Raw genomic sequence first — 23,140 nt, forward strand, 5'->3', positions numbered from 1 at the left:
CCGGACCGAACGGCCCCGCGGATCCGCGAGCATGCTCGGAGATCCCGGACAGGGAGGCGGAGGACCGATGCGGCGGGCGTCCGGAGGTGCCCCCTCCTCGCGCCCGCCGCACCGGGGTCGGCGCTAGACGCGGACGACCATCTTCCCGGTGTTGCCGCCGCGCATCATCGAGAGGAACGCGTCCACGGCGTGGTCGATGCCGTCGACGACGGTCTCGTCGTAGGCGATCTCTCCGTCGGCGAACCAGCCGGCCATCAGCCGGTTGAACTCCGGCGCGTGGTCGAGGTAGCCGGACAGCGTGAATCCGCGCAGCGTGAGACCGCGGGTGATGATGTTCGCCATGTTGTCGGGGCCGGGCGTCTTCTCGGTGCTGTTGTAGCCGGCGATCGCTCCGCAGAGCGCCGCGCGGCCGCCGTCGCGGAAGGCGTCGAGGGCCGCTTCGAGGTGGTCGCCGCCGACGTTGTCGAAGTACACGTCGATCCCGTCGGGCGCGGCCTCGGCCAGCTGCTCGCGGACCGGGCCGGAGTGGTAGTCGAAGGCGGCGTCGTAGCCGTACTTCTCGGTCAGCAGGGCGACCTTCTCGGCCGAGCCCGCGGATCCGACGACCCGCTCGGCTCCGAGGAGGCGCGCGATCTGACCGGCGGCCGAGCCGACGGCTCCCGCGGCGCCCGAGACGAAGACGGTGTCGCCCTCCTTCATGCCCGCGATGGCGGTGAGCCCGACGTACGCAGTGAGTCCGGTCATCCCGAGGATGCCGAGGCGGAGCGAGAGCGGCACTCCGGGGATCTCGGGGACGACGCGGAACTGCGACGACTCGGCCTGCACGACGTCGCGCCAGCCGAGCTGGTGCAGGACCGCGCTGCCGACGGGGAACGCGGGGTCGTCGGAGACGGTCACCCGGCCGACGGCACCGCCGGTCATGGTCTCGCCGAGGGCGAAGGGCGGGGTGTAGCTCTTCACGTCGTTCATGCGGCCGCGCATGTAGGGGTCGACCGAGAGGAAGGCGTTCTCGACGCGGATCTCGCCCGCGGCCGGATCGCCGTACTCGACGGTCGCGGTCCGGAAGTCCTCGGCGACGGGCCAGCCGTCGGGGCGGCGGACGAGCTGGATCTGGGTGCTGGTGACGGTGCTCATAGGACCTTTCGTGGTGGTGGAGCGGAGGGGATCAGAGTGCGAGGCCGACGGCGAGAGCGACAACCGCGAGCAGACCCGGGGTCATCTGGGTCAGCGCGGCGCGGCGCTTGGTCGGAGCGGAGAGGAGCAGGACGAGTGCTGCGGCGACCATCGATCCGGCGCCGGCGAACACGAGGGCCGCGCCGACGGCGGTGGCGCCGATCGCGACGGCGACGATGCCCGCCACGGTGACGACGGCGAGGAAGAGGTTGTAGAAGCCCTGGTTGTAGGCCATCTCCTTCGTCGCCTCCGCCTCGCCGGCGGTCGTGCCGAACGTCGATCGGGCGCGCGAGGTCGTCCAGAGGACCGACTCGAGCACGAAGATGTAGACGTGCAGCGCCGCGGCGAGAGCGGCGAGCACCAGTCCGAGAACGATCACGGCGGGCCTCCAGGCGATGGTCGTGATGCGGAGGGCTCCGCACCGATTGTGTAACGACCAGTCCACAATATACTGGAGCGAGCGGTCCGCGCCAGTGCGGCGCCGCAGCTGTCACCCCTCAGGAGGAGCACCGTGGGTCGCACGCAGGGCTTCGACACCGAGCAGGTCGTCCGCGCCGCCCGCGCCGTCTTCTGGGAGAGCGGCTTCGAGGAGGCGTCGCTCCCGGACCTGGAGTCCGCGACCGGACTGCGCCGCTCCAGCCTCTACCACGCCTTCGGCAGCAAGCGCGGGCTCTTCGACGCTGCCGTGCAGAGCTACCTCGACGAGGTGGTGCGGCCCCGGCTCGCCCCGCTCGTCGATCCGCGAGGGGCGTCGCCGACGGCGCTCGAGGAGTACTTCACCGGGCTGCGGGCGGCGCTCGCCGACTCTCGCACGCTCTCCGCGAGGAGCGGCTGCCTGCTGCTCAACGCCGCGGGCGCGCCGATCGCGCGCGACGACGCCGTGCGCGAGGTGATCGCCGACTACCGGGCCGAGCTGCTGGGCGCACTGCGCGCCGGAGCGCTGGCCCGCTGGCCCGACGCGCAGGCGTGGGCGTCGGCTCAGGCGGACGTCCTCGTGTCGCTCCTGGTGGCCGCGCTCGTGCTGGCCCGCGTCGATCCGGCGCAGTCGCTCGCCACCGTGGACGCCGCGCTCGCGCTCGTCCGATCCTCCGCGCCCTGACGGCCGTGGCGACGAACGCCGGAGCACCGCTCTCGCGCCGGGCCCGCCCTCGCACCCGGCGCGCCGGGTCGCCCCGCACAGCACGACGCCCCCGTGCGCCTCGCGTCCCGGTGGGACGGATGCGCGCGGGGGCGTCGGACGGGCGGGGTCAGTCGGTTCCGGCGTCGAACGCCGCACCCTCCGAGGCCAGGTCGGTGGCGCGTCCGAGCGCATCGGCCGCTGCGGACCCGCCGCCCTCGGTGATCGCGTCGGCCTCGCCGATCTCGAGCTCGCCGACGAGCTCGGCGGTCGGACCGCCGACGAGGCCGGCGGCCGCGTACTGCTCGAGCCGCGAGCGGGAGTCGGCGATGTCGAGGTTGCGCATCGTGAGCTGCCCGATGCGGTCCTCGGGGCCGAAGGCGGCGTCGCCGACCCGCTCCATCGAGAGCTTGTCGGGGTGGTAGCTCAGCGCGGGGCCGGTCGTGTCGAGGATCGTGTAGTCGTCGCCGCGACGCAGGCGCAGGGTGACCTCCCCGGAGACGGCCGAGCCGACCCAGCGCTGGATGGACTCGCGCAGCATCAGCGACTGCGGGTCGAGCCAGCGGCCCTCGTACATCAGGCGGCCGAGACGGCGGCCCTCCGAGTGGTACTGGGCGACGGTGTCCTCGTTGTGGATAGCGTTCAGCAGGCGCTCGTAGGCGATGTGCAGCAGCGCCATGCCGGGGGCCTCGTAGATGCCGCGGCTCTTGGCCTCGATGATCCGGTTCTCGATCTGGTCCGAGACGCCGAGCCCGTGGCGTCCGCCGATCGCGTTCGCCTCGAGCACGAGCGCGACGGCGTCCGAGAACTCGACGCCGTTCAGCGCGACGGGGCGGCCGGCCTCGAAGCGCACCGAGACGACCTCGGAGGCGATCTCGACCTCGTCGCGCCACGACGCGACCCCCATGATCGGCTCGACGAGCTCGAGGCCGCTGGAGAGCTCCTCGAGGCGCTTGGCCTCGTGGGTGGCGCCCCAGATGTTGGCGTCGGTCGAGTAGGCCTTCTCGGTGGCGTCGCGGTAGGGGAAGCCGCGGGCGACCAGCCACTCCGACATCTCGGTGCGGCCGCCGAGCTCGTTGACGAACTGCACGTCGAGCCAGGGCTTGTAGATGCGCAGGCGGGGGTTGGCGAGCAGGCCGTAGCGGTAGAACCGCTCGATGTCGTTGCCCTTGTAGGTCGAGCCGTCGCCCCAGATGTCGACGCCGTCCTCGCGCATGGCGCGGACGAGGAGGGTTCCGGTCACGGCGCGGCCGAGGGGGGTGGTGTTGAAGTAGGTCTTGCCGCCGGAGCGGATGTGGAAGGCGCCGCACTGCAGGGCGACGAGCCCCTCCTCGACCAGCGCGCTCTTCGCGTCGACGAGGCGCGAGATCTCGGCGCCGTACTGGGCTGCGCGGGACGGGACGCTCTCGATGTCGGGCTCGTCGTACTGGCCGATGTCGGCCGTGTACGTGCAGGGCACCGCGCCCTTCTCGCGCATCCAGGCGACGGCGACGGATGTGTCGAGGCCTCCCGAGAATGCGATTCCGACACGCTCGCCCACGGGCAGACTGCTCAACACTTTCGACATGCCTCCGATTTTAGGAGGAACGGGGACCTCCTCCGTGCCGCGGGAGGTCCGAGCCGCCTCCCGGGGCGCCCGCGCGGGGTGCGCTCCGGCCGTGGGAGCACGTCCTCCGTCGATCCGCGTCGATCGCCGCCGCCCCCGACCGGGGCGCGCGAGCCGGGCGGAGGCTCCGTGGTCCGGAGGCGGCGCCCGCGCAGCCGGCGCGGATCGCCCGCTCCGGCTGAGTGGTTCCGCGCGGCCCGGATGGACGGCCGTGGCGAGCGCGTGCCAGGCTCCGCTCGACCCCGGCTTCCGCCGCCGCCGCCTCCGAAAGGGCTCTCCGTGCCACGACCTCCTCATCGCCTCGCGGCGATGGCCCTCGCCTGCCTGCTCGCCGCGGGCGGTTCCGCCGCTCTGGCGCCGTCCGCCCTCGCGACGCAGGCCGTCGCCGAGACTCCGACCGCCTTCGTCCCGGGGGAGACTCCGCCCGCAGAGGCGCGCGGATCGCAGACCTACACGAACGCCCTCCTCGGCGGCGACTCGCTCGACGCGGGCGAGCGCATCTTCTCGAACGGAGACTCCGCGAGCTTCGAGATGCAGGCGGACGGCAACGCCGTGATCTACGACGCCGGGCGCCGCCCCGTCTGGAGCACCAGGACCCAGGGCACCGGAGCGACCACGGTGCGGATGCAGGAGGACGGCAACCTCGTCGTCGTGACCGGCTCCGGCACGCCCGTCTGGGCGTCCGGGACCGCGGGAGAGACCGGCGCGCTCGCCCTCATCCAGGACGACGGGCAGCTCGTGCTCGTCCGCCCGAACGGGGACACGGCCTGGTCCTCGGCCGACGAGCAGGAGCCCGAGCCGGAGCCGATCGCCGACGTCCTCGACAGCGGGCGCGAGCTCTCTCCGGGACAGCAGCTGACCGCCTCCGACGGCCGCTCGCGCGCCGCGATGCAGAGCGACGGCAATCTCGTCGTCTCCGTGGACGGATCGCCGCGCTGGAGCTCCGTCACCTCCGGAGCGGGCAACCGCCTCGCGATGCAGACCGACGGGAACGCGGTGGTCTCGGCCCCCGGGTCCGGCGTGCGCTGGCAGGCGGGAACGCCCGGGAACCCGGGCGCGCGGATGCGGATGCAGAACGACGGCAACCTGGTGATCACCGCCGCCTCCGGACGGCCGCTCTGGGCGAGCTCGACCTCGCGCGCGCCTGAGATCCGCGACGTCCTCTCCTCCGGCTCGCGGCTCAGCCGGGGACAGCAGCTCACCTCGCCGGACGGCCGGTCGCGCGCCTCCCTGCAGGGCGACGGCAATCTCGCGGTCTACTCGCGGGGGGACGTCCGCTGGGGCGCCGGCACCCAGGGCGAGGGCGAGACGCTCTCGATGCAGTCCGACGGCAACGCCGTGGTCACCTCCGCCTCGGGCCGACCCCTCTGGGCCTCGGGTACGGCGGGCAACCCGGGATCCCGCCTGCAGATGCAGAACGACGGCAACCTGGTCGTCTACTCCGCCTCGGGCCGCGCGCTGTGGGCGAGCGACACCCCTCCGGCGCCGCCCGCGCCCGCCGTCCGGGACACCCTCTCCTCCGGGAGCCGGCTCACCTCCGGACAGCTGCTGCGCTCCTCCGACGGAGGGAGCGAGGCGGTCATGCAGGGCGACGGCAACCTCGTCGTCTACTCGCGCGGCTCGGCCCGCTGGGCGGCCGGCACGTCCGGAGGCGGCAACCGGCTCGAGATGCAGTCCGACGGCAACGCCGTGGTCTACGCGGGCTCCGGAGGAGCACGCTGGCAGTCCGGCACGGCGGGCAGCCCGGGCTCCCGGATGGTCATGCAGAACGACGGCAACCTGGTGATCTACTCGCCGCAGGGCCGCGCACTCTGGGCGAGCACGCAGGCCGCGGCACCGGCGCCGGCACCGGCGCCCGGCCCGGGACGACCTGCTTATCCCGGCGACGCTGTGAACTGCGACGACTTCCCGGACCAGGCCTCAGCTCAGCGGTACTTCGACCTGTACTACCCGTACTACGGCGATGTCGCAGGGCTCGACAGGGACGACGACGGGTTCGCCTGCGAGTCCAACTGAAGGCAGCGTAGGTCCGCCCCTGCCGGAGGGGCGGGCCTTCGGCCGTCCTCCGACGACGAGAGCCTCACCCTCCTCTCTCAGGTCCGAGCGGTCCCCTGCAGGCCTCCGGGCCACGCTCGCGGGTATCGAGTGGCGAAGACAACCCGCCTGCGCGAGAGGCTCTCCGGCGGACGACCATCGACAAGGCGCCTTGCGCACTGATGCTCCGCTGCCGCGCGAGCTCCCGCGCCGCCGGGTGACGCGGCATGCTGGGGCAGGACTCCGCCGACGACGCGGATCGGAAGGACGCCATGACCCCGACGACCCCCTCCAGCCGCGAGAGCCTGCTGGTCACCCCTGACGAGCTCGCCGAGCTCATGGCCTCCACCGAGCCGCCGCTCGTCCTCGACGTGCGCTGGCGCCTCGACCGGCCCGACGGCCGCCCGGAGTACCTCGCGGGCCACCTGCCCGGCGCGGTGCACGTCGACCTCGATCACGAGCTGGCCGCCCACGGCGAGCCGGAGGAGGGGCGCCACCCGCTGCCTCCGATCGAGGTGCTGCAGGAGGCGGCGCGCGGCTGGGGGCTCCGCCGGGGCCGGTCCGTCGTCGTGTACGACGACGCGCGTAGCGTCCCGGCCGCGCGGGCCTGGTGGCTGCTGCGGGCGACGGAAGTGGAGGACGTCCGCCTGCTCGACGGGTCGCTCGCCGGCTGGATCCGCTCGGGGCGGGAGCTCGAGACGGGCGACGTCCCGCGCGAGCGGGGCGACGTCGAGCTGGCCTACGGTCGGCTCCCGGTGCTGGACATCGACGAGGCGGCGGCGCTGCCCTCGGCGGGCGTCCTGCTCGACGCCCGCGCCCCTGAGCGGTACCGCGGCGAGGTCGAGCCGATCGACCCGCGGGCGGGCCACATCCCCGGCGCTCGGAACGCTCCCGCGTCCGCGGCGCTCGACTCCGAGGGGCGGTTCCGGCCCGCCTCCGACCTGCGCGCGGGATTCGAGGCGCTCGGCGTACGGGAGGACGCCCCCGTCGGCGTGTACTGCGGCAGCGGCGTCTCGGCCGCGGTCGACGTCGTCGCGCTCACGCTCGCGGGCTTCGCGCCGGCGCTCTACCCGGGCTCCTGGTCGCAGTGGTCGAGCACGCCGGGCCGGACGGTGGCGACCGGCCCGGAGGCCTGAACCGCCTGCTCCGGAGCGCCCGCGGAGCTCAGCTGAGGCGGGAGTGCTCGCCGAGGTGGTGCCAGGTGCGGTTGTGGTAGACGAGCGGCGCCGTGGTCTCGGAGTCCTCGGGCACGTGGGCCTCGAGGGCGTGCACGGCGACGATCGTGGACGATCCCGCCTCCATGCGGTTGATCACCGTGCCGCGGATCCAGGCGGCGGCGCCCGGGAAGAACGGCTCGCCCGTGGGCAGCCGCGACCAGAGCGACGTGTCGGCGAAGCGGTCGATGCCGCTGGTCGAGCCCAGACGCGCCAGGTCGAGCTGCTCCGCCCCGAGCAGGTGCACGACCAGCGTCTCGGACGCCTGGATGGCCGGAGAGCTGGACGAGGCGGACGAGAGCGAGAAGACGAACAGCGGCGGCTCGGCGCTCACCGAGAAGACGGAGGTCGCGGTCAGGGCGACCGGGCCGGTGCCCGGGTCCGCGGTGATCAGCGCGACTCCGGCGGCGTGGTTGCGGAACGCGAGCTTGAAGTCCTCCGGGGAGAGTCCGGCGAAGGCGCGGTGCTCCGGCTCGCGGTCCGGGGTGGTGGCGAGGTTCTCGCGGCTCATCGGAGACTCCTGATCGATCGAGGGTGCGGCACGGGGTGGTGGCCCGCCGTCGCGCCGCAGCACGGCTCCTCCAGACTGGCGCACCGACCGGGGGAGGGCCGCCCTATTGCGGAGTATGACGCCGCCACCTCGGGGAACGCCGATCCGCCGCTCCCTGTTCCCGATCACGCCGCATCGGGTGCCCGTCCTCGGCGCCGGAGCCCGCGCACCCGTCGCTCGCCCTCAGCGCAACCCGTCGCCGCGGCCGCGGTCTGCGCGCAGACTCGAGGGCATGGCCCACCGTCAGCGCACGTCCACCGCGCACCCCGAGAGCAAGACCTGCGCCTCCTGCGGTCGCGAGATCGAGTGGCGCGCGAAGTGGGCACGGGACTGGGAGGACGTCCGCTACTGCTCGGACGCCTGCCGCCGTCGCGGAGTCGGACCGGAGGAGGCGCGCCTCGAGGAGGAGATCCGCACCGTCCTGCTCGCGCGAGCGGCGTCGTCGACGGCGTGCCCGTCCGAGGTCGCGCGCCGGGTCGGCGGCGAGGAGTGGCGGCCGCTGATGGAGCCCGTCCGCCGGGCCGCGCGCCGCCTGGTCGACCGGGGCGAGATCGACATCGTGCAGGGCGGACAGGTCGTCGACCCCTCGCGGGCGAAGGGCCCGATCCGGCTGCGGCGACGCCCCGGAGGACCCCTGTCGCCGGGCGGCGCCGCGGGCTAGCCTCAGCAGATGCCCAGCAGCGACGCCGTCGTCCTCACCGTCCCCGGACCGCACGGCGACCGGGAGGTGCGGATCTCGAGCCCCGAGCGCGTGCTGTTCCCGGAGCCGGGCATCACCAAGCGCGAGGTCGCGGAGTACCTGATCGCCGTCGGCGAGCCGTTCGTCGCGGCGAACGGCGGCCGCCCCGTCTCGCTGCAGCGGTTCTCCTCCGGGATCGAGGGCGAGCAGTTCTTCTCGAAGAACCCGCCCAAGGGCGCGCCCGAGTACGTCCGGTCCGTCCCGGTGACGTACCCGAGCGGGCGGGTGCATCCGCAGCTCGTGATCGACGAGCCCGCGGCCGCCGTCTGAGCGGCGCAGATGAACACCGTCGTCTTCCACCCGTGGGCGTCCCGCGCCGATGCGCCCGACCTGCCCGACCAGCTCCGGATCGACCTCGACCCGCAGCCCGGCACCGACGTCGCCGACGCGGTCGTCGCCGCGCACGCGCTGCGGGAGGTCCTGCGGGAGGCCGGCCTCGACCCGTTCGTGAAGACGTCCGGCAACCGCGGCCTGCACGTCTTCGCGCCGATCGTCGCCGAGCACGAGTTCCTCGACGTCCGCCACGCGGTGATCGCCGCGGCGCGCGAGCTGGAGCGGCGGATGCCCGAGCAGGTCACGACGGCGTGGTGGAAGGAGGAGCGCGGCGAGCGGATCTTCGTCGACTTCAACCAGGCCAACCGCGACCGCACGATCGCCGGTGCCTACAGCCCGCGGCCGCTCGCGCACGCTCCCGTCTCCACTCCGCTGGACTGGGACGAGCTCGACGGCGTCGACCCGCGGGCCTTCACGATCCGCACGGTCCCGGCGCGCCTCGCCGAGCGCGGTGATCCGTGGGCCCGGATGCACGACGCCCCCGGTCACCTCGACGCCCTGCTCGGCTGGTGGGAGCGCGATGTCGCCGCCGGCCTCGGCGAGCTGCCGTTCCCGCCCGACTTCCCCAAGATGCCGGGCGAGCCGCCCCGCGTGCAGCCCAGCCGCGCGAAGAAGGCCTAGCCGAGGACGTCGCCGAGGTCGTACGCGGTCGGCTGCTCCAGCTGCTCCATGGTGCAGGAGGCGGCGTCGCGGTCCGGGCGCCAGCGCTCGAACTGCACGGTGTGCCGGAAGCGGTCGCCCTCGCGCTGGTCGTAGCGGACCTCGAGCACGAGCTCGGGACGCAGACGCACGAAGGAGGTGTCGCGGCCGCTCGAGAACCGGCTCCGCTCGCCCTCGCCGCGCACCGGCGCTCCCCCCGCGTCGCGCTCGACCGCGGGTGCGAGCTCCTCCAGCAGCTGCACGCGACGCTCGTCGCTGAAGGCCGAGGCCCCGCCGACCTGGCGGACCTCTCCGTCGTCGCCGTGCAGGCCGAGCAGGATCGAGCCCACGCCCGGCTTGGAGGCGTGCTCGCGGTACCCGATCGCGATCACGTCTGCCGTGCGGTTGTGCTTGACCTTGAGCACGGCGCGCTTCCCGGGGGAGTAGGGCGCGGCCAGGGGCTTCGCCACGACGCCGTCCAGTCCTGCGCCCTCGAAGCGCTCCAGCCAGTCGCGCGCCAGGGCCTCGTCGTCGGTGGCGCGGCCGAGGTGCAGCGGATGCGGGACGCCGGCCATCACCGCGGCGAGCGCCTCCCGCCGCGCCGAGTACGGCTCCTCGAGCATGCTGCGCCCGTCCACGGCGAGCAGGTCGAAGGCGACGAGCATCGCCGGGGTGGTCTCCGCCAGCATCCTCACGCGGCTCGCGGCCGGATGGATGCGCTGCGAGAGCAGGTCCCAGTCGAGCCGCTGGGCACCCGGCTCGCCGGTCGCCAGGACGATCTCGCCGTCGAGCACGCAGCCGTCGGGGAGCAGCCGGAGGAAGGCCTCGACGAGCTCGGGGAAGTACCGGGTCAGCGGCTTGGAGCCGCGGCTCCCGATCTCGCACTCCCCGCCGGAGACCGAGACGATCGCGCGGAACCCGTCCCACTTCGGCTCGTAGGAGTATCCGCCCGCGACGGCGGTCTGCTCCGGCACCGCAGGAACGGCCTTGGCGAGCATCGGGGCGACGGGGAGCGCGAACGGGAGGTCCATGCCCTGATCATCCCGGCCGCGGTCTCGGACCGCACCCCCTTCCGGAAGGGGCCGCGGTCTCGGACCGCACCCCCTTCCGGAAGGCTGTGGACCGGGACGTTCCCGGCCCGCCGCGGAGGTTCGAGGCGTAGCGTTCCCGGCATGAGCATTGACTGGAAGCGCTGGACGCCCGTCGCCGTCGTCCCCGCGGTCGTCGTCGCCGCGGCCGTCGCCCTCCCCCTCTCGGCGAGCGCCGCGGGAGACCTCCCCGAGAAGTCCGCCGCCGACCTCCTCGCCTTCGTCGCCGAGAGCGACACCACGGCGTTCTCCGGCGAGATCCGGCAGACCTCGGACCTCGGCCTGCCCGACCTCTCGGCGCTCGGCGGCTCGGCCGGCTCGGCGTCCGCCGACCCCGCCGACTCCCTCGTCGAGCTCGCCACGGGCTCGCACCAGGCGCGCGTGTACGTCGACGCCGAGAAGGGCGCGCGCCTCCAGGTGCTCGACCGGCTGGCCGAGCGCGACGTCGTCGCCTCGACGACCGACGGAGTCTGGATCTACGACTCGAGCGCGAACACCGCCACCCACCTCGTGCCTCCCGCGGGCGGAGCCCCCGAGGCCTCGCCGGGCGATCAGGTCGTCACGCCGTCGTCCGCCGCCGAGCAGCTGCTCGCCGCGATCGACCCGACGACCACGGTCGCGGTCGGCTCGGACGTCAGCGTCGCCGGGCGCGACGCGTACGAGCTCGTGCTCACGCCCCGCGACGGCGGCACCCTCGTGGGCTCGGTGACCGTCTCGGTCGACGGCGAGACGGGCCTCCCGCTCGGAGTGGCGGTGACGGCCCGCGGGGGCACCGCGCCCGCGTTCAGCGTCGCGTACACGAGCATCGACTTCTCGACGCCCGACGCGTCCCTCTTCTCCTTCACGCCCCCGGCCGGCGCCGAGGTGACGGAGCAGGCCGCTCCGGTCGACGACGCGGCGGACGCCTCCGACGCGCCCGCCGCGGGCACGGCCGAGCACTCCGACGTCGCCACCACGGGCTCCGGCTGGACGAGCGTCGTCGAGCTGCCCGCCGGTGACGCCGACGCGCTCTCCTCGCTCGACGCGGTCACCACGCCGGTCGACGGCGGCCGCATCCTCTCCTCCGCCCTGCTGACCGTCCTCGTCACCGACGACGGACGCGTCCTCGCCGGAGCGGTCCCGGCCGAGACGCTCCGCGACGCGGCCTCCGCTCGGTGACGGCGGGCGAGCTCGCCGTCGAGACGCGGGGCCTCACCAAGCGCTTCGGGCGCCAGGAAGCGGTCTCCGGTCTCGACCTCGCCGTTCCCCGCGGCGCCGTCTTCGGCTTCCTCGGCCCGAACGGCTCGGGCAAGACCACGACGATCCGGATGCTGCTCGCCCTCGCCGCGCCGACCGCGGGCAGCATCACCGTCCTCGGGCAGGCCATGCCCCGGCGCGCGGCCGAGGTCCTGCCCCGAGTGGGGGCGCTGGTCGAGGGGCCGGGCTTCTACCCGTTCCTCTCCGGAGCGGCCAACCTCCGGCGCTTCGACGCCGCGGAGGCGGGCACCTCGTCCCGCACCCGCGACGCCCGCGCGAAGGAGGCCCTCGCCCGCGTCGGCCTCTCGGCCGCGGCGCGCAAGAAGGTCGGCTCCTACTCCCTGGGCATGAAGCAGCGGCTCGGCATCGCGGTCGCCCTCCTCTCGCCGCGCGACCTGATCGTGCTGGACGAGCCCACGAACGGCCTCGACCCGCAGGGCACCCGCGAGGTCCGCGCCCTTGTGCGCGGACTGAACCAGGACGGCACGACCGTCCTCGTCTCCAGCCACCTCCTCGCCGAGATCGAGCAGCTCTGCACCCACGCCGCCGTCATGCGCACAGGGCGCCTCGTCGCCCAGGGCGGGCTGGACGAGCTGCGCGGGGACGCCGCCTCGGTCGAGCTGCTGACGCCCGACCGCGAGCGCGCGATCGTGGCCCTGCACACCCGGGGTCTGGAGCCGCGCACCGCGCCGGGCCCGCACCCCGCCGATCCGCCGCTGGTCGTCGCCGCTCTGCCGCCCGGGCTCGCGGCCGAGGCGCTGGTCGCCGACCTCGTGCGGGCCGACGTCCGCGTCCGCGGGTTCGCCGTCCGCCGCCCCTCGCTCGAGGAGCGCTTCGTCGAGCTGACCGGGGAGGGCTTCGATGTCGAGCGCTGACGCGACCGTCCGCCGCGCAGGGATCGGGTCCCTGCTCGCCTCCGAGCTCGCCCTGCTCTTCCGCCGGCGCCGCACCTGGGCGCTGCTCGCGGCCCTGGCCGCCATCCCGATCCTGCTCGCCGTCGCAGTGCGGCTCTCGGGCGGGGACGGAGGCGGGCCCTCTTTCGTGGGCGCGATCGCCGGCAACGGCCTCTTCACCGGCTTCGCGGCCATCACGGTCGCCGTCCCGCTGTTCCTCCCGCTCACGGTCGGGGTCGTTGCCGGCGACGCGACCGCGGGCGAGGCCTCGCTCGGGACGCTGCGCTACCTGCTGGTCAGCCCCGTCGGCCGCGTGCGGCTGCTCGCGGTGAAGTTCGCCGCCTCCCTCGCCTTCTGCCTCGCCGCAGCACTCACCGTCATGGTGGTCGGGATCCTGATCGGCCTGGCACTCTTCCCGGCGGGACCGGTGACGCTGCTCTCCGGCAGCACCGTCCCGCTCGGCGACGCGATCGGCCGGGCCCTGGCGATCGCCGTGTACGCGGCGCTCTCGCTGGTCGGGCTCTCGGCGATCGGCCTTTTCATCTCGACGCTGACCGATGTGCCGGTCGGCGCCATGGCGGCCACCGTCGTCGTCTCCATCGCGGCGCAGATCGTCGGCTCGCTCTCGCAGCTGGACGCCCTCCACCCGTTCCTGCTGACCGACCGGTGGTTCGACTTCGCCGACCTCCTGCGCGACCCGATCGCGTGGAGCTCCTTCGGCGAGAACGCGCTGCTCCAGCTCGCCTACGTCGCCGTGTTCGGGTCGCTCGCGATCGGCCGCTTCACCACTCGCGACGTCCTCTCCTGATCCCGGGGACGACGGAGGCCGCCCTCCCGCACTGCGGTGGGGGCGGCCTCCGGGTCGACGGGGTCAGCCCTGCGGAGCGATCCCGAAGCTGACGGAGCCGCCCTCGTCCACCTGCGCGTCGAGGACCTTGTCGCCGAGAGCGACGGAGGCGGCGACGTCGAGGAACACGCGCGCTCCGTCCTGCTCCACGACGGCGTCCGTCGTCTCGGGGGCCGCGGCGACCGCGACAGCGAAGTTGCGGGCGTCGAGATCGGTGCCGCTGATGCGCAGGCCTCCCTCGACGGGGGTCTCGGTCTGCCCGGTGATGGTCTTGACGACGGTGCTGGCGTTGTCGGTGAGCGTGAGCATCGGGTCGTTCCTTCCGTCCGTGGTCGATGAGGGGGCCACGTTGCCGGGATCCGGCGGCACCCTCAAGGCGGCGGAGCGGATGTGGAGGGGATGCACACCTGGACGGTCCGGGGAGTCGCGGCGCTCGCCGGAGCCTCGGCGGGCCGGGGGCGTCGCATCGCCTGCCACACTGGCCGGATGCATCCCGCCGACTCCTGCCCCTGCGGAAGCCGCCGCCACTACGCCGACTGCTGCCGCCCCGCCCACCTCGTCGAGGAGCCCTCGCCGACGGCGGAGCGCCTGATGCGCAGCCGCTACAGCGCGAACGTCCTCGGCAGCGCTCCCTACCTGCTCGCGAGCTGGCACCCCTCGACCCGGCCGCGCCGCATCGACCTCGATCCCGACGTCCAGTGGCGCCGGCTCCAGATCGTCGACACCTCGTTCGGCGGGGAGGGCGACGAGGAGGGCCTGGTCGAGTTCCGCGCCTCCTACCGCTCGCCCGCCGGCCCCGGCCTCGTGCACGAGCGCAGCCGCTTCCTGCGCGAGGACGGTCGCTGGCTCTACGTCGACGGCGAGATGCTCGGCGACGAGGCCTGATCCGTCCGGGCCGTCCTACTCTGGAGGCATGGCCAAGGACTTCCGCCGGGCGGACGACGCGTCGCGCTACGAGCTCCACCTCGACGGCGCCCTGGTGGGCGTCCTCGACTACCGCGAGGCGCCCGGCAGCGTCTCCCTCGTCCGCTCCTTCACGACCCCGCCCTTCCGAGGCCGCGGGCTCGCAGGGGAGCTGGTCTCCTTCGCCGTCGACGACATCGAGGCCGCCGGCGGGCGGAGCGTCGTGCCGATGTGCTGGTACGTCGGGCAGTGGTTCGAGCAGCACCCCGAGAAGGCGCACCTCCTCGCTCCCTCCTGAGCCGCTCGCTCACTCGCGGACCGCGGGCTCCACTCCGGCCAGGTCCGGGCCGAGGCCGATGTCGACCAGGCGCAGACGGCCCGCGTAGGAGTCGCCCGGAGGCAGCAGCAGACCGGCCTTGATCGCGCCGAAGGCGACCGTCACATCGGCGCGCAGCACGGTGGGATCGGGGACCGACCCGTCGTCGGGATGGATGCCGCTCGGCAGGTCGACCGCGACGACCACCGGGCGCTCGGCCCGCCGCTCCAGCGCGTCGAGCACCGCCTCGACGACGACGCGCGGCCGCCCCCGCAGCGCGGGCTCCGTCGCTCCGATGCCGAGGATCCCGTCGACCAGGACGTCCGCCCGCGCCACCGCCGCGGCGAGGCCGGGCGCGTCGTCGGCCGGCACCTGCCCGCAGCCCTCGTCGAGCGCCACGGCGAGGCCCCGGCGGTGCACCCGCTCGGCCGTGAGGACGAGGACGACGTCGGTTCCGGAGGAGGAGAGCTCGGCGGCCGCGTAGAGCGCGTCACCGCCGTTGTCGCCCGGACCGACCAGGACGAGCACCGAGGCCGGACGGGAGCGGTCGGAGCGCCCGGCGAGCACGAGACGCAGCTCGCGGGCGAGGCCGTCGGCGGCGCGCTGCATCAGCGGCTCCCGCCGGGCCAGGTGCGGAGCCTCGGCGGCCCGCACCTGCGCGGACGTATATCCCTCGACCATGCGCTCCACTGTGCGCGCGGCGCTGCGGGCGTGCAACCCCGTCAGCTCTCCTGCACCGCCCGGTCCGACTCCTCGACGATCGCCCGCATCGCGGCCTCCGCAGCGTCCGCGTCGCCCGAGGCGACGGCGGCGGCCACCGCCCGGTGCAGCCGCACCGCGGTGGAGTCGGCCTCGCGCGGCATGAGCGCGTTGCGGGTGCGGCCGGCGAGGACCTCGGCGACCAGATCGCCCAGCTGCGCGAGCATCCGGTTGCCGGACGCGGCCAGGAGGGAGCGGTGGAAGGCGGTGTCGGCGGCGAGGTAGGCGGACTGGTCGGCTGCGCGGGAGTGGGTGGAGAGGGCGTCGCCCGCCTCCGTGAGCGTCCGCCGCTGCTCCTCGGTCGCGTTCGCCGCGGCGAGCCGGGCCGCGAGCGGCTCCACCCCGAGGCGGAGCTCGCTGAGCTGGTGCAGCTGGCGCCGCCGGTCCGGGCCGTCCAGTCCCCATGCGACGACCCGCGTGTCCAGGGCGTTCCAGCACTCCGGAGGCTGGACCCGCGTCCCCGCGCGGCGGCGGGACGTCACGAGCCCGAGCGTCTCGAGGACGCGCACCGCCTCCCGCATCACCGAGCGGGAGACCCCGCGCCGCTCCGCACGCTCGTCGGCGCTGAAGGTGGTGCCCGGCGCGAGCTCGCCGCGCACGATCTGCGAACCGAGCTCGTCCAGCACCGAGTGGTGCAGCGAGGGCGTCGGCGCGGGCATGCGGTCATCCTGCCATCGCCGGAGTCGCGCCCCGGCCGATCTTCGGGCATGATCGGGACACACGCAGGTTATGTCGGACAAAAGCCGGCCGCTGGCCGTCGGCTCGACCAAGGACGCTCATGACACCGATCCTCCTCCCCGCCCTCCGCGCCGCCGCCGGGGACGCCCCCGCCACCACCGCCGGGCAGGGGCAGCTGATCCTCGCCGCCGTCGTCGGCATCGGCGTGATCGTCGTGCTGATCACCTGGCTGAAGCTGCACCCCTTCGTCTCCCTGCTGATCGGAGCGCTGACGACGGGCCTGATCGCGGGGCTGGCGGCGGCGGACGCGGTCGCCAGCTTCGCGCTGGGGTTCGGCAACACCATGGGCGGCGTCGGCATCCTCATCGGCCTCGGCGCGATGTACGGCAAGCTCCTCGCCGACTCGGGCGGCGCGGACCGCATCGTGGACACCCTCATCGCCCGCTCGAGCACTCGCGCGCTGCCCTGGATGATGGGCTTCGTCGGCGCGCTGATCGGGCTGCCGATGTTCTTCGAGGTCGGGCTCGTGCTGCTGATCCCGGTCGTGATCCTGGTCGCCCGACGGAGCGGTCTGCCGCTGATGAAGGTGGCGATCCCGACGCTCGCCGGCCTCTCGGTGATGCACGGCCTCGTCCCGCCCCACCCCGGACCGCTGGTCGCGATCGACGCACTCGGCGCGAACCTCGGCGTGACCCTCGCGTTCGGCGTCCTGGTCGCGGTCCCCACCGTCGTCGTCGCCGGCCCGCTCTTCGGCCGGGTCGCCGCCCGCTGGGCGCCGGTGGAGACGCCGCCGCTCTTCGGCGAGGGCGCGGGCGAGACGCGCGAGCACCGCCCGGGCTTCGCCGCCGCGGTCGCGAGCATCCTGCTGCCGGTCGTGCTGATGCTGGGCAAGGCGATCGCCGACATCGCGGCCCCGGGCTCCACGGACGCCTGGAAGGGCGCCCTCGACTTCCTCGGCACGCCGACCATCGCGCTGGGGATCGCGCTCCTGGCCGGTCTGGTCCTGCTCGGCCGCGGCGGCCGGATGAACCGCACCGAGCTGCAGGCCTCGCTCTCGAGCTCGCTGCCGCCGATCGCGGGCATCCTGCTCGTCGTCGGCGCGGGCGGCGGTTTCAAGCAGGTCCTCGTCGACACCGGGATCGGCGGGGTGGTCGCCCAGCTCGCGGAGGGGAGCGGCGCCTCGGCGCTGCTGCTCGCCTGGCTCGTGGCCGTCGTGATCCGCGTCGCCACCGGCTCCGCGACCGTCGCCACCGTGACCGCCGCAGGGATCCTCCAGCCGCTGACCGAGACCATGGACGGGCCGATGGTCGCCCTCATGGTGCTCGCGATCGGCGCCGGCTCGGTGTTCCTGTCGCACGTCAACGACGCCGGGTTCTGGCTGGTGAAGGAGTACCTCGGGCTCAGCATCGGCCAGACGCTCAAGACCTGGACCGTGATGGAGTGCCTGGTCTCGGTGACCGGGCTCGCCGGGGTCCTCCTGATCGGTCTCTTCGTAGGAGGTATCTGATGACCGCTCTTCCCACCGTCCCCGTCCGCGCCGTCGTCGTCATGGGCGTCTCCGGCAGCGGCAAGTCGACCGTCGCGTCGCTCCTGGCGCGCCGACTGGGCTGGGAGTTCCTCGAGGGGGACGACCTGCACCCGCAGGCGAATGTCGACAAGATGCACGCCGGCATCCCGCTGACCGACGAGGACCGGGCGCCCTGGCTGGCCGAGATCGCCCGCGTGGTGGACCAGCGGATCGCCGCGGGCGGCTCGGTCGTCGTGACCTGCTCTGCCCTGCGCCGCCGCTACCGCGACGTCCTGCGCCGCGACGACCTCGTCTTCGCGCACCTCGCGGGATCGAGGGACCGTATCGCCGGGCGGCTAGCCTCGCGGGTCGGCCACTTCATGCCGACCACGCTGCTCGACTCGCAGTTCGAGGCGCTCGAGCCCCTCGGCGACGACGAGCTCCACGTCACGGTCGACGTGGGCGGCGCTCCGGAGGAGGAGATCGCCGAGATCCTCGGGGGGCTCGGCCTCGCGCCCGCGGGCGCCTAGAGCAGCAGCGACTCCACCGGCACGGCCGGGAGGTCGAAGGCCGCGGCGACGGCGGTGTTCGTCACCCGGCCGTCGTGGGTGCTCAGGCCGCGGGCGAGCGCCGGGTCGGCGGCCAGGGCGGCCCGCCACCCGCGGTCGGCCAGCGCGAGCGCGTAGGGGAGCGTCGCGTTGGTGAGCGCGCGGGTCGAGGTCTCGGGGACGGCGCCGGGCATGTTCGCGACGCAGTAGTAGACGCTCCGGTGCACGGGGAACACCGGGTCGTCGTGCGTGGTCGGACGCGAGCCCTCGAAGCAGCCGCCCTGGTCGATCGCGATGTCGACCAGCACCGAGCCCGGCTTCATCGTGGCGACCATCTCGTCGGTCACCAGCTTGGGCGCCTTGGCGCCCGGGATGAGGACGGATCCGATCACGAGGTCGGCGTCGGCCAGCTGCGCGGCGATCTCGTAGGCCGAGGAGGTGCGGGTCTGGATCGCGCCCTGGAAGCGGTTCTCGAGCTGCGCGAGGCGGGGGAGCGAGAGGTCGACGATCGTGACGTCGGCCCCCATGCCGAGGGCGTTCGCCGCGGCGTGCTCGCCGGCCGTGCCGCCGCCGATCACGACGACCTTCGCCTTCGGAGTGCCGGGGACCCCGCCGAGTAGCGTGCCCCGTCCGCCGACGGCACTCATGAGGTGGTAGGCGCCGACCGTGATCGACAGGCGCCCGGCGACCTCGCTCATCGGCGAGAGCAGCGGCAGCCGCCGGTCGTCCAGCTGGACCGTCTCGTAGGCGATGGAGGTCGTCCCCGCCGCGAGCAGCGCATCGGTGCACGGGCGGGAGGCGGCGAGGTGGAGGTAGGTGAAGAGCACCTGGTCGCGGCGCATCCGCGGGTACTCGGCCTCGATCGGCTCCTTGACCTTGAGGACCAGCTCGGACTCGCCCCAGACCTCGTCGGGCCCGTCGACGACGAGGGCGCCGGCGCGGCGGAAGTCGTCGTCCGACACGCGCGAGCCCAGGCCCGCGCCGGCCTCGACGAGGACCTCGTGGCCGCGGCGCACCAGCTCGTGGACGCCGGCCGGAGTGGCGGCGACCCGGTTCTCGTTGTTCTTGATCTCGGTGGGGATCCCGACGCGCACGGCGGCTCCTTCGCTGCGGCCCGCGGGGCGGGCGGTGGGCGCCGATCCTGCACCGGCTCTGCCCCCATCGTGCGAAGATCGTGCCCGGAGCGGAGGAACTCCGCAGGATCGGTCGGAAGTCACCGCACGGGCCGAAGGTTCGTCGGCGGAGTGAGGGAGCGGGCGCATGCCACCGAAGGATCTGCACGACCTCGACGACCTGGATCCGGTCGATCGGACCCTGGTGCGCCTCCTCCGCGCCGACGCGCGGACGCCCAACAGCCGGCTCGCCGAGCGCGCCGGCATCGCCCCGTCGACCTGCGTCGCACGCGTCCGGGGCCTCGTCGAGCGCGGCGTCATCACCGGCTTCACCGCCGAGCTCGACCCGGCGGCGCTCGGCCTGACCCTGCAGGCGCTGATCAGCGTCAGCATCCGCGTCGGCCAGCGCCAGGCGATCACGCGCTTCGCGGAGGAGATCCGCGCGCTGCCCGAGGTGGTGCAGGTGTTCTTCCTCGGCGGCTCGGAGGACTTCATCATCCACGTCGCGGTCCGCGACTCCAGCGACGTGCGGGACTTCGTGGTCTCGAACCTCTCGGCGAACCCGGCGGTGGCCTCGACGCGCACGAGCCTGGTGTTCGACCACCACCGCAAGGGCCCGGCGGTCCCCGAGTAGCGCGAGCCGGCGCGGCCCGAGCGGCCGCTCGGCCCGCGCCCGTCCCTCGGGGCTAGTGCGCCCCGGGGTTCACGTCGCCGCCCCCGCGCTGCATGAGTCCGGGGATGCGCTTGGCGAGCCCCGGGATCGCCTCGTCCGAGATCGAGATCTGCGTGTCGCGCAGGCGCTGGCGCAGCAGGGTCTCGACGTCCTCCTCCGGTCGCAGCTCGGCGTCGCCGGCGACCTGCAGCAGCACGCCGCGCAGCTTCTCGTCGAGCTGCGCGTCGTCGCTGCCGTGCTGGATCGGGTGGTCCTGGGATGCGTTCGTCATGCCTCCATGCTGGCACCGGCGACCCCGTGCCGAGAGGACTTGCGCCGCGGCAGGATGGTCGCATGCCGTTCACCCGCGTCGAGCTGGCAGCGTTCCAGGACCGCACCGTCGAGGACCTGCTGGGCGACGACGTCCGGCTCCTCTTCGTCGGCATCAACCCGGGACTGTGGACCGCCGCCACCGGCGCGCACTTCGCCCACCCCGGCAACCGCTTCTACCCGGCGCTCGTCGCGGCCGGGATCCTCGAGCGCGCGCCGCGCGTGTCCGAGGGGATGAGCGCCGCGGACCGCGCGGAGCTCGTCTCCCGCGGCGTCGGCATCACCAATCTCGCCTCCCGGGCGACCGCCCGCGCCGACGAGCTGACCGCGGAGGAGCTGCGCGAGGGCGCTCAGCGGCTGGTCGCCACCGTGGAGCGGGTGCGGCCCCGGGCCGTCGCGGTCGTCGGCATCACCGCCTACCGGATCGCGTTCGGAAGCCGCAGGGCGGTGCAGGGCAGGCAGGAGGAGGACGTGGCGGGCGCGCCGCTCTGGGTGCTGCCGAACCCGAGCGGCCTGAACGCGCACGACACCGTCGCCTCGCTCGGGCGCGCCTACCGCGAGCCGGCGCTCGAGGCGGGGATCGTCTTTTCCGACGCGCTCCTGCCCGGGGACGTCGGACCCCGCCCGCAGGAATAGCCGTCGACCCCCGGAGGTTGCAGAAGTCCATGAGTATGCATGAAGTCAAGTTCGGCGTCGACACGTTCGGCGACGTCACCGCCGGCCCCGACGGCGCCCCGCTGCCGCACGGCCAGGTCCTCCGCGACGTGGTCGAGGAGGGAGTCCTGGCCGACCGGGTCGGCATCGACTTCTTCGGGATCGGCGAGCACCACCGCGCCGACTTCGCCGTGAGCGCACCGGACGTCGTGCTCGCCGCCATCGCGGCCCGCACCGAGCGCATCCACCTCGGCTCCGCCGTGACGGTCCTCTCCTCGGACGACCCGGTGCGCGTCTACCAGCGCTTCGCCACCCTCGACGGACTCTCCGGCGGCCGGGCCGAGGTCATCCTCGGCCGCGGCTCCTTCACCGAGTCCTTCCCGCTCTTCGGCTACGACCTCGCGCAGTACGAGGTCCTCTTCGAGGAGAAGCTCGACCTCTTCCACGCTCTGATAAAGGGCGGCCCGGTCACCTGGCAGGGCACGACCCGCCCCGCGCTCACCGAGCAGAGCGTCTACCCGACCCTCGACAACGGCACTCTCCGTACCTGGATCGGCGTCGGCGGCAGCCCCGAGTCGGTCGTCCGCGCCGCCCGGTACGGCTTTCCGCTCGTCCTGGCGATCATCGGCGGCTCGCCGGCCCGCTTCCGCCCCTATGTCGACCTCTTCGGCCGCGCGCTCGACCAGCTCGAGCAGCCCCGCCTCCCGGTCGCCGTGCACTCGCCCGGCTTCGTCGCCGACACCGACGAGGAGGCGCGCGAGCTGTACTTCCCGCACCACAAGGCGATGATGGACGCCATCGGCCGCGAGCGCGGCTGGTCCCCGATGACCCGCGAGCGCTTCGAGGAGGAGGCCGGCCCCGACGGCGCCATCCACCTCGGCTCGCCCGAGACGGTCGCCCGGAAGATCGCGCGAACGGTCGAGGCCCTGGGCATCGACCGCTTCGACCTCAAGTACAGCGCCGGGACGCTGCCGCACCCGGCGATCATGCGCAACATCGAGCTCTACGGCACGCAGGTCATCCCGCGGGTGCGCGAGCTGCTCGCGCACTGACCCCCGCCGGGCGCCCGTTCCCCCGCCGGGCGCCCGTTCCCCCGCTGGGCGCTCGGCGCGTTCCGAGCCGACGCGGTGCGCGCTCCCACCGGGCGCCCGGCCCGCGTCGATACACTCGGAACCCCCCGCCCCGACCCTTCCGGAAGCACATGCCCGACAGCCACGCCGCCCGCACCCCCTACGAGGTGCTGGGCGTCGCCGCCACCGCGTCCGACGACGAGCTCCGCCGGGCGTACCGGCTCCGCCTCCGCGAGACCCATCCGGACACGGGAGGCGACGCCGCGTCGTTCCACGCGGTGCAGCTCGCCTGGGAGCGGATCGGCAGCGCCTCCGCCCGCGGCGACTACGACCGAGGCGCTCCCGCCCCCGGGAGGTCCTCCCCGCAGTCGCCGTACACCGGCTCGCCGCGCCCGCAGACCGCCTCGGCCGTGCGCGCCCGCTCCTACGGTCACCCGGGAGGCGCGGCGCGCGAGTACTACCTGCGCCTGGTGCGCGAGTGGCTCGGCCGCGGCGTCGAGACCGAGGACCCCTTCGACCCGGCGATCGTCCGCTCCGCTCCTCGCGAGATCCGCTCCTGGCTCGCGAAGGCTCAGGCCGAGGAGGCGACGGCCGCGCTCGTCGGCGCGCTCGGCATCGCCTACACGATCTGGAACGACGTCGCGGTCGGCGACGGCGGGCTCAAGATCGACCACCTCGTGCTCGGGCCGGCCGGCCTGCTCGCGCTGACCTCCGCCGACTGGGGCGACCCGGTCCGCTTGAAGAAGGGCGAGCTCGAGGGCCCCGGGATCGCCGAGGACGAGAAGCCGATCGCCTCGCTCGCGAAGGCCGCGCGCCGTCTCGGCCGCGAGCTGGGCGTCCGGTTCTCGACGAGCGTCGTGGTCGTGCCGGACGACGCGCTGGAGCAGCCGTTCGAGCAGGTCGAGCGCGGCAGGCACCAGGGCGCCGTCGTCATCCGCCGCTCGCTGCTGCCGCAGCTGCTGCGCTCCGGCACGGACGACCCGCGGCTCGGCGGGTACGGCGAGTCGTTCGAGGTCCGCACCCGGGTGCAGAACCGCATCCGCTTCGTCTGACACCGCGCTAGCCGCCGCTCGCGACCGGGGCAAGGGGTTAGCGCGCATCCGGCCCCCCGCCCACCATGGGACGTGCCCCCGGGCATCCCA

At 74.1% G+C, this 23,140-nt stretch carries 25 protein-coding genes and 1 pseudogene; 16 read left to right on the forward strand and 10 right to left on the reverse strand.

Annotation, left to right across the window (positions count from 1 at the left end):
* Window positions 1-123: 123 nt before the first annotated feature.
* Both C5C56_RS00200 and C5C56_RS00205 read right to left on the reverse strand, forming a co-directional pair.
* Window positions 124-1,134, reverse strand: coding sequence for an NADP-dependent oxidoreductase (locus C5C56_RS00200; RefSeq protein WP_104222542.1), 1,011 nt, complete (start codon window positions 1,132-1,134; stop codon window positions 124-126).
* Between the two features lie 31 nt (window positions 1,135-1,165).
* On the reverse strand, window positions 1,166-1,552 hold the full coding sequence (locus C5C56_RS00205; protein ID WP_104318944.1) for a DUF1304 domain-containing protein: 387 nt from the start codon (window positions 1,550-1,552) through the stop codon (window positions 1,166-1,168).
* A gap of 132 nt (window positions 1,553-1,684) precedes the next feature.
* Between C5C56_RS00205 and C5C56_RS00210 the strand changes: the two genes are divergently transcribed.
* Window positions 1,685-2,272 carry a TetR/AcrR family transcriptional regulator gene (locus tag C5C56_RS00210; RefSeq protein ID WP_104255471.1) on the forward strand — a complete coding sequence of 196 codons (588 nt, stop codon included), beginning with the start codon at window positions 1,685-1,687 and terminating at the stop codon, window positions 2,270-2,272.
* 148 nt (window positions 2,273-2,420) lie between these two features.
* Here the strand turns inward: C5C56_RS00210 and argG are convergent, their stop codons facing one another.
* A complete protein-coding gene (gene argG, locus C5C56_RS00215) occupies window positions 2,421-3,857 on the reverse strand; it encodes an argininosuccinate synthase (protein ID WP_104222545.1) in 1,437 nt (478 codons plus the stop codon).
* 348 nt (window positions 3,858-4,205) lie between these two features.
* Between argG and C5C56_RS00220 the strand changes: the two genes are divergently transcribed.
* Together C5C56_RS00220 and C5C56_RS00225 are read left to right on the forward strand one after the other, a co-directional pair.
* The gene (locus C5C56_RS00220; protein ID WP_181136235.1) at window positions 4,206-5,912 is read left to right on the forward strand and encodes an excalibur calcium-binding domain-containing protein; all 1,707 of its coding nucleotides are present in this window, start codon (window positions 4,206-4,208) and stop codon (window positions 5,910-5,912) included.
* Window positions 5,913-6,202: 290 nt separating this feature from the next.
* Window positions 6,203-7,066 carry a sulfurtransferase gene (locus tag C5C56_RS00225; protein ID WP_104319014.1) on the forward strand — a complete coding sequence of 288 codons (864 nt, stop codon included), beginning with the start codon at window positions 6,203-6,205 and terminating at the stop codon, window positions 7,064-7,066.
* A gap of 28 nt (window positions 7,067-7,094) precedes the next feature.
* Here the strand turns inward: C5C56_RS00225 and C5C56_RS00230 are convergent, their stop codons facing one another.
* Window positions 7,095-7,655, reverse strand: coding sequence for a flavin reductase family protein (locus C5C56_RS00230; protein WP_104222547.1), 561 nt, complete (start codon window positions 7,653-7,655; stop codon window positions 7,095-7,097).
* A 271-nt stretch (window positions 7,656-7,926) separates the two neighbouring features.
* Here C5C56_RS00230 and C5C56_RS00235 point away from each other — a divergent pair, with 271 nt between their 5' ends.
* Together C5C56_RS00235 and ligD are read left to right on the forward strand one after the other, a co-directional pair.
* Window positions 7,927-8,355 (forward strand): DUF2256 and DUF3253 domain-containing protein, encoded by a 429-nt coding sequence (locus tag C5C56_RS00235; protein ID WP_104233370.1) that lies wholly within the window; start codon window positions 7,927-7,929, stop codon window positions 8,353-8,355.
* 9 nt (window positions 8,356-8,364) lie between these two features.
* Window positions 8,365-9,387, forward strand: a pseudogene (gene ligD, locus C5C56_RS00240) (non-homologous end-joining DNA ligase).
* On the opposite strand, the gene C5C56_RS00245 reads toward ligD, so the two are convergent.
* A complete protein-coding gene (locus C5C56_RS00245; protein ID WP_104269168.1) occupies window positions 9,384-10,436 on the reverse strand; it encodes an ATP-dependent DNA ligase in 1,053 nt (350 codons plus the stop codon). The pseudogene ligD and the gene C5C56_RS00245 overlap by 4 nt on opposite strands.
* 141 nt (window positions 10,437-10,577) lie before the next feature.
* Between C5C56_RS00245 and C5C56_RS00250 the strand changes: the two genes are divergently transcribed.
* Genes C5C56_RS00250 through C5C56_RS00260 form a run of 3 tightly spaced genes read left to right on the forward strand, consistent with a single transcriptional unit; the run spans window position 10,578 to window position 13,430 of the window.
* Entirely contained in the window at window positions 10,578-11,651 is a 1,074-nt protein-coding gene (locus tag C5C56_RS00250; RefSeq protein WP_104257305.1) for a DUF2092 domain-containing protein, read from the forward strand.
* On the forward strand, window positions 11,648-12,604 hold the full coding sequence (locus tag C5C56_RS00255) for an ABC transporter ATP-binding protein (protein ID WP_104247162.1): 957 nt from the start codon (window positions 11,648-11,650) through the stop codon (window positions 12,602-12,604). Before C5C56_RS00250 ends, C5C56_RS00255 begins: the two co-directional genes overlap by 4 nt.
* On the forward strand, window positions 12,591-13,430 hold the full coding sequence (locus C5C56_RS00260; RefSeq protein ID WP_104318945.1) for an ABC transporter permease: 840 nt from the start codon (window positions 12,591-12,593) through the stop codon (window positions 13,428-13,430). Before C5C56_RS00255 ends, C5C56_RS00260 begins: the two co-directional genes overlap by 14 nt.
* 63 nt (window positions 13,431-13,493) lie before the next feature.
* On the opposite strand, the gene C5C56_RS00265 is transcribed toward C5C56_RS00260, so the two are convergent.
* Window positions 13,494-13,778, reverse strand: coding sequence for a hypothetical protein (locus C5C56_RS00265; protein ID WP_104225397.1), 285 nt, complete (start codon window positions 13,776-13,778; stop codon window positions 13,494-13,496).
* Between the two features lie 177 nt (window positions 13,779-13,955).
* Between C5C56_RS00265 and C5C56_RS00270 the strand changes: the two genes are divergently transcribed.
* Window positions 13,956-14,354, forward strand: a complete 399-nt coding sequence (locus tag C5C56_RS00270; protein ID WP_104319015.1) for a YchJ family protein — start codon at window positions 13,956-13,958, stop codon at window positions 14,352-14,354.
* Window positions 14,355-14,382: 28 nt separating this feature from the next.
* The gene (locus tag C5C56_RS00275) at window positions 14,383-14,670 is read left to right on the forward strand and encodes a GNAT family N-acetyltransferase (RefSeq protein WP_104222554.1); all 288 of its coding nucleotides are present in this window, start codon (window positions 14,383-14,385) and stop codon (window positions 14,668-14,670) included.
* A gap of 9 nt (window positions 14,671-14,679) precedes the next feature.
* Here C5C56_RS00275 and C5C56_RS00280 read toward each other — a convergent pair whose 3' ends face one another.
* Both C5C56_RS00280 and C5C56_RS00285 read right to left on the reverse strand, forming a co-directional pair.
* Window positions 14,680-15,369 (reverse strand): NAD(P)H-hydrate epimerase, encoded by a 690-nt coding sequence (locus C5C56_RS00280; protein WP_104225395.1) that lies wholly within the window; start codon window positions 15,367-15,369, stop codon window positions 14,680-14,682.
* A gap of 41 nt (window positions 15,370-15,410) precedes the next feature.
* Entirely contained in the window at window positions 15,411-16,106 is a 696-nt protein-coding gene (locus tag C5C56_RS00285) for a FadR/GntR family transcriptional regulator (RefSeq protein WP_104318946.1), read from the reverse strand.
* Window positions 16,107-16,225: 119 nt separating this feature from the next.
* Here C5C56_RS00285 and C5C56_RS00290 point away from each other — a divergent pair, with 119 nt between their 5' ends.
* Both C5C56_RS00290 and C5C56_RS00295 read left to right on the forward strand, forming a co-directional pair.
* A complete protein-coding gene (locus C5C56_RS00290; RefSeq protein ID WP_104318947.1) occupies window positions 16,226-17,632 on the forward strand; it encodes a GntP family permease in 1,407 nt (468 codons plus the stop codon).
* Window positions 17,632-18,162 carry a gluconokinase gene (locus C5C56_RS00295; RefSeq protein WP_104225392.1) on the forward strand — a complete coding sequence of 177 codons (531 nt, stop codon included), beginning with the start codon at window positions 17,632-17,634 and terminating at the stop codon, window positions 18,160-18,162. Before C5C56_RS00290 ends, C5C56_RS00295 begins: the two co-directional genes overlap by 1 nt.
* Here the strand turns inward: C5C56_RS00295 and ald are convergent.
* A complete protein-coding gene (ald, locus tag C5C56_RS00300; RefSeq protein ID WP_104318948.1) occupies window positions 18,159-19,274 on the reverse strand; it encodes an alanine dehydrogenase in 1,116 nt (371 codons plus the stop codon). The genes C5C56_RS00295 and ald overlap by 4 nt on opposite strands.
* Window positions 19,275-19,440: 166 nt before the next feature.
* On the opposite strand from ald, the gene C5C56_RS00305 reads away from it, so the two are divergent.
* Window positions 19,441-19,926, forward strand: coding sequence for an Lrp/AsnC family transcriptional regulator (locus tag C5C56_RS00305; RefSeq protein ID WP_104222560.1), 486 nt, complete (start codon window positions 19,441-19,443; stop codon window positions 19,924-19,926).
* Window positions 19,927-19,978: 52 nt separating this feature from the next.
* On the opposite strand, the gene C5C56_RS00310 is transcribed toward C5C56_RS00305, so the two are convergent.
* Window positions 19,979-20,236 (reverse strand): hypothetical protein, encoded by a 258-nt coding sequence (locus tag C5C56_RS00310; RefSeq protein WP_104318949.1) that lies wholly within the window; start codon window positions 20,234-20,236, stop codon window positions 19,979-19,981.
* Window positions 20,237-20,298: 62 nt separating this feature from the next.
* On the opposite strand from C5C56_RS00310, the gene C5C56_RS00315 reads away from it, so the two are divergent.
* From C5C56_RS00315 to C5C56_RS00325, 3 genes are all read left to right on the forward strand, one after another.
* Entirely contained in the window at window positions 20,299-20,910 is a 612-nt protein-coding gene (locus C5C56_RS00315; RefSeq protein ID WP_104318950.1) for a mismatch-specific DNA-glycosylase, read from the forward strand.
* A gap of 35 nt (window positions 20,911-20,945) precedes the next feature.
* Window positions 20,946-21,980: an LLM class flavin-dependent oxidoreductase gene (locus C5C56_RS00320; RefSeq protein ID WP_104318951.1), complete on the forward strand. Its 1,035-nt coding sequence runs from the start codon at window positions 20,946-20,948 to the stop codon at window positions 21,978-21,980.
* A 149-nt stretch (window positions 21,981-22,129) separates the two neighbouring features.
* A complete protein-coding gene (locus C5C56_RS00325; protein WP_104247154.1) occupies window positions 22,130-23,050 on the forward strand; it encodes a DnaJ domain-containing protein in 921 nt (306 codons plus the stop codon).
* Window positions 23,051-23,140: the final 90 nt, after the last annotated feature.

Origin of the sequence: Rathayibacter sp. AY1D1 (assembly GCF_002932635.1) — a bacterium.
GTDB lineage: Bacteria > Actinomycetota > Actinomycetes > Actinomycetales > Microbacteriaceae > Rathayibacter.

Bases quoted from the DNA above. Each gene is read 5' to 3' on its own strand.
- C5C56_RS00200 (WP_104222542.1), bottom strand. From the start codon at position 1,134: ATGAGCACCGTCACCAGCACCCAGATCCAGCTCGTCCGCCGCCCCGAC.
- argG (WP_104222545.1), bottom strand. From the start codon at position 3,857: ATGTCGAAAGTGTTGAGCAGTCTGCCCGTGGGCGAGCGTGTCGGAATC.
- C5C56_RS00220 (WP_181136235.1), top strand. From the start codon at position 4,206: ATGGCCCTCGCCTGCCTGCTCGCCGCGGGCGGTTCCGCCGCTCTGGCG.
- C5C56_RS00225 (WP_104319014.1), top strand. From the start codon at position 6,203: ATGACCCCGACGACCCCCTCCAGCCGCGAGAGCCTGCTGGTCACCCCT.
- C5C56_RS00230 (WP_104222547.1), bottom strand. From the start codon at position 7,655: ATGAGCCGCGAGAACCTCGCCACCACCCCGGACCGCGAGCCGGAGCAC.
- C5C56_RS00235 (WP_104233370.1), top strand. From the start codon at position 7,927: ATGGCCCACCGTCAGCGCACGTCCACCGCGCACCCCGAGAGCAAGACC.
- C5C56_RS00245 (WP_104269168.1), bottom strand. From the start codon at position 10,436: ATGGACCTCCCGTTCGCGCTCCCCGTCGCCCCGATGCTCGCCAAGGCC.
- C5C56_RS00250 (WP_104257305.1), top strand. From the start codon at position 10,578: ATGAGCATTGACTGGAAGCGCTGGACGCCCGTCGCCGTCGTCCCCGCG.
- C5C56_RS00260 (WP_104318945.1), top strand. From the start codon at position 12,591: ATGTCGAGCGCTGACGCGACCGTCCGCCGCGCAGGGATCGGGTCCCTG.
- C5C56_RS00265 (WP_104225397.1), bottom strand. From the start codon at position 13,778: ATGCTCACGCTCACCGACAACGCCAGCACCGTCGTCAAGACCATCACC.
- C5C56_RS00270 (WP_104319015.1), top strand. From the start codon at position 13,956: ATGCATCCCGCCGACTCCTGCCCCTGCGGAAGCCGCCGCCACTACGCC.
- C5C56_RS00275 (WP_104222554.1), top strand. From the start codon at position 14,383: ATGGCCAAGGACTTCCGCCGGGCGGACGACGCGTCGCGCTACGAGCTC.
- C5C56_RS00280 (WP_104225395.1), bottom strand. From the start codon at position 15,369: ATGGTCGAGGGATATACGTCCGCGCAGGTGCGGGCCGCCGAGGCTCCG.
- C5C56_RS00285 (WP_104318946.1), bottom strand. From the start codon at position 16,106: ATGCCCGCGCCGACGCCCTCGCTGCACCACTCGGTGCTGGACGAGCTC.
- C5C56_RS00290 (WP_104318947.1), top strand. From the start codon at position 16,226: ATGACACCGATCCTCCTCCCCGCCCTCCGCGCCGCCGCCGGGGACGCC.
- C5C56_RS00295 (WP_104225392.1), top strand. From the start codon at position 17,632: ATGACCGCTCTTCCCACCGTCCCCGTCCGCGCCGTCGTCGTCATGGGC.
- C5C56_RS00305 (WP_104222560.1), top strand. From the start codon at position 19,441: ATGCCACCGAAGGATCTGCACGACCTCGACGACCTGGATCCGGTCGAT.
- C5C56_RS00310 (WP_104318949.1), bottom strand. From the start codon at position 20,236: ATGACGAACGCATCCCAGGACCACCCGATCCAGCACGGCAGCGACGAC.
- C5C56_RS00315 (WP_104318950.1), top strand. From the start codon at position 20,299: ATGCCGTTCACCCGCGTCGAGCTGGCAGCGTTCCAGGACCGCACCGTC.
- C5C56_RS00320 (WP_104318951.1), top strand. From the start codon at position 20,946: ATGCATGAAGTCAAGTTCGGCGTCGACACGTTCGGCGACGTCACCGCC.
- C5C56_RS00325 (WP_104247154.1), top strand. From the start codon at position 22,130: ATGCCCGACAGCCACGCCGCCCGCACCCCCTACGAGGTGCTGGGCGTC.